The sequence below is a fragment of the Yoonia sp. genome (assembly GCF_042093035.1).
Taxonomy (GTDB): domain Bacteria; phylum Pseudomonadota; class Alphaproteobacteria; order Rhodobacterales; family Rhodobacteraceae; genus Yoonia.
In genome coordinates this window covers 1-3,954 of sequence record NZ_JBELFI010000167.1, presented here as the reverse complement: position 1 = coordinate 3,954, position 3,954 = coordinate 1, and the positions used below count along the sequence as shown (strand labels likewise).

The window sequence follows — 3,954 nt, the reverse complement described above, 5'->3', positions numbered from 1 at the left end:
CCAGTGAGCGAAACATCCAATAAAGACCACCTGCGGTTTTTCCCAGCATCCTAGTCTTCCAATATCCATGTGTCTTTGGTGCCACCACCTTGGCTTGAATTCACCACAAGGCTGCCTTCGGTCAGGGCCACGCGGGTCAAACCACCCGGTGTAATGTTGACGCCTTCAGGCGACACCAAGGCGAAGGGCCGCAGATCGACATGCCGTGGGGCAAGCCCGCTTTCGGTAAAGATCGGCACGGTGGATAACGACAGGGTCGGCTGCGCGATATAATTGGCAGGCCGCGCCTTGAGCTTTTCGGCAAATGCGGCAAGTTCTTTTTTGCTGGCGGCAGGTCCGACCAGCATGCCGTAGCCACCAGACCCATGCACCTCTTTCACAACCAGATCGGCCAGATTATCCAGCACATAGGACAGCATCTGCGGCTCAGAGCACCGAAAGGTCTCGACGTTTTTCAGGATTGCGCGCTCACCCGTATAAAACTGCACGATATCCGTTATATAACTGTAAATCGCCTTATCGTCAGCGATGCCGGTACCGGGGGCATTCGCGATCGTGATATTGCCCGCGCGGTAGACGTCCATGATCCCCGGCACACCCAACATTGACGTTGGATTGAATGTCAGCGGATCCAGAAAATCATCGTCCACGCGGCGGTAGAGCACATCAATACGCTTGTACCCATGGGTCGTGCGCATGGCGATATGGCCATCAACCACCCGCAGATCGTGGCCTTCTACCAATTCAACACCCATCTGATCGGCCAGAAAACTATGTTCAAAGTACGCAGAATTGTGAATGCCCGGTGTCAGAACGGCCACGCAGGGGCGACCCGGGCATGACTTGGGCGCACAGGCAGCCAATGACCGACGCAGGCTTTTGGGGTAGTCGCTGACCGGCTGAACCTTGATCTTGCTAAACAGCTCCGGGAACATTTGTAGCATGGTTTCGCGGTTTTCGAGCATATAGCTGACACCCGACGGGGTGCGCGCGTTATCCTCAAGAACGTAGAAATCATCCTCACCCGTCCGCACAATGTCGGTGCCCACGATATGGGTGTAGACATCGCCGGGCGGGCTGAAACCCATCATCTGCGGCAAGAACGCTTCATTCTGCGCAATCAATTCCTTGGGAACGACACCCGCCTTCAATATTTCCTGCCGGTTGTAGATGTCATGCAAGAACGCATTGATCGCGCGGACCCGTTGATCGATGCCCTTTGACAGTTTCATCCATTCGCGCGCCGATAAAATGCGCGGCACCAGATCAAAAGGGATTAACCGTTCCTCTGCGTCGGATTGTCCATAGACATTGAAGGTAATGCCGGTGCTGCGAAAAAAGGCTTCGGCCTCTTGCGATTTGGTGGTAAGACGGTCGTTGTTTTGACCTGCAAACCACTGCGCATATGCATCATATGGTTCACGAGCGGCGTCGCCGCGCAACATTTCATCAAAAAACTGCATATTCTGTGTCATTCCTTCGTACATAGCTGAACAAGCGCTGAACGCAACGCGATGCCCTGTTTGCGTGCCGAACTGAGACTAGCTCACCTAATTTTGCCTATTCTTTCAGCGCGCAAGCACCAGTTCTGCTAGCAGACCACCCAGCGTCTCACTGCGCCCCAGACGCAATACGCCGCCATGAGTGCGCGCAATATCAGCAACGATCGAAAGCCCCAAACCAACGCCACTGCCGTGATCTTGATTGCGCGATGGATCGAGCCGGACAAAGGGGCTCAGCGCGTCTTCATATTGCTCTGGCGGAATGCCCGGACCATCATCCGCGACCCAGAACCGGATCGCCCGATCAGTCACACTCACGCCAATTTCGGCTTTGGTGCCATAGCGCAAGGCATTGCCTACAAGATTGTCCATCGCACGGCGGATCGCCAACGGGCGCAAGCTAACGGGTTCCTCTGCGCCTTCGATCTGAGCCACGGTAACTGGCTGGCCCATCCGCTCGGCGTCGGCAAAAACGGCGCGGATGATTTCGGCAGGCACACAAGGCGCGCGACTGTCCGCGGCATCGCTACGCGCGAAATCAAGAAAAGCATCGAGCAGCCGTTCCATATCATCGACATCACGCAAAAGCGGGCCGGCATCCGCCCCATCCAACATCGACAGCCCCAGTCGCATCCGCGTGAGCGGTGTGCGCAAATCATGGCTCACACCCGAAAGCATCATGGTGCGGCTTTGCGTCTGCCGTTCCAGCCGATTGCGCATATCCAAGAAAGCCGTTCCCGCCGCACGAACTTCAACCGCACCGGTCGGGGTAAAGGGGGTAATCCGCCCCTTACCGTAATCGGTCGCGGCACGCGCCATGCGCTTGATCGGCCGCAGTTGGTTGCGTAGAAAAATATAGGCGACGGCAGTCATCAGCCCGCCCATGACGATCATGATAACCAGGAGCTGGTGCGGATTGGAGGCTGACACGCGATTACGTCGAAAATCCATTCGCAACGGGCCGTGGCGCGTCTCGGCCCAGATGACAACACGCCGACTATCGGCGAGGGAAACGGCGATGATCCCCGGCAGCTCGGATCGTAACATCTCGATCACAGTGGCACCGGTCAGATCGACCAGGGGTAAGGTATCTTCAAACTCCACCTGCGGCGCGGGAATTTCAGTGTCGATTTGCAGATTTTCTCCCAGACTGGCGACTGCGGCGCGGGCGGTCTGTTGATCGGGGGCGTCTTGCACAGTCTGCAGCAAAAATCGCAATTCTATGTTGGTAGTGCTTGTCATCAGCCGCGTGACACCGTCAAAATTGCGTTGGATAAACACAACAGAGACGATCAGTTGCAGCAACAAGACCGGCAAAACCAGGATCAAACCAGCGCGCGCGTAAATTCCTCGCGGCATATAATTTTTGAGCAAGCCAAACATACGCTCACGCTACCCGCTCCAGCGACAAACGAAAAGCACACAAGATGATAGCAGATGCCCCCATTCCGGGCAGGCCAATGCGGCTGCGCGACACCTTGTTGCTTGTTTTGGCCCCGAACCCGTCGCCAATGACGCATTGGGGAACGAATACATATATTCTGGGCCAAGAGACGTTGGCCATCATTGATCCGGGTCCTGTCTCAGAAGCCCATCTAGAAGCGCTGCTTGACGCAATCGACGGGCGGCCAGTGACGCATATCTTTGTAACGCATAGCCATCTTGACCATTCTCCACTGGCGCTGCCACTGTCTTTGGCAACGGGGGCCGCGGTGTTTGCTTTTGGCGATAGCAATTCGGGGCAGAGTCAGCTCATGCGCAGCCTCTCAGCCGAAGGGCTTGCTGGAGGAGGCGAAGGCGTCGATCGCGATTTTAGGCCCGATCAGGAAATGAAACATGGTCAAAAACTGCGCGGCGCATGGGGCGGTATGACCGCATTGCATACGCCGGGTCATATGGGCAACCACATGTGCTATCGCTGGGAAGATGCACTTTTTTGCGGGGATCATGTGATGGGGTGGGCCAGTTCACTGGTATCACCGCCCGATGGAGATTTAACGGCGTTTATGCGATCCTGCGCAATGCTCCTGACCGATGATGCGCGGATCTATTATCCCGCGCACGGGGCAGCCATAGCTGATCCGAAAAGACGGCTGCAATGGTTGATCGCCCATCGCCAAAGGCGGGAGAAACAGATTGTCGCGGCGCTGGCCGACGGACCGGCAACCTCGAAGGAACTTGCAGCAAAAATATATGACACCACACCGAATTCGCTGCTTGAGGCCGCCGCCCGCAACGTTTTTGCTCATCTGGTGGATCTTTCACAAAGGCAAGAGGTCAAGGCAATCGGCGGCATCCGCGCGGACGCCAGCTTCGTCCGAAATAGGTAGGAAAACTTTCTATAGAAGAGGGCCAAAAGCCTCTGGACGTCACGGAATCGCATTGCTATATGGCCGGGAGTGTTCCGACGTAGCTCAGCGGTAGAGCAGTTGACTGTTAATCAATTGGTCGT

General features: G+C 56.0%; 3 protein-coding genes. 1 reads left to right on the top strand and 2 read right to left on the bottom strand.

Annotated features, from left to right (window positions below):
• Positions 1–50: 50 nt before the first annotated feature.
• Positions 51–1,475 (bottom strand): circularly permuted type 2 ATP-grasp protein, encoded by a 1,425-nt coding sequence (locus ACFDSS_RS13920; protein WP_375256322.1) that lies wholly within the window; start codon positions 1,473–1,475, stop codon positions 51–53.
• Positions 1,476–1,568: 93 nt separating this feature from the next.
• A complete protein-coding gene (locus ACFDSS_RS13915; protein WP_375256321.1) occupies positions 1,569–2,861 on the bottom strand; it encodes an ATP-binding protein in 1,293 nt (430 codons plus the stop codon).
• Positions 2,862–3,013: 152 nt separating this feature from the next.
• On the opposite strand from ACFDSS_RS13915, the gene ACFDSS_RS13910 reads away from it, so the two are divergent.
• On the top strand, positions 3,014–3,832 hold the full coding sequence (locus ACFDSS_RS13910) for an MBL fold metallo-hydrolase (protein WP_375256320.1): 819 nt from the start codon (positions 3,014–3,016) through the stop codon (positions 3,830–3,832).
• Positions 3,833–3,954 lie beyond the last annotated feature (122 nt).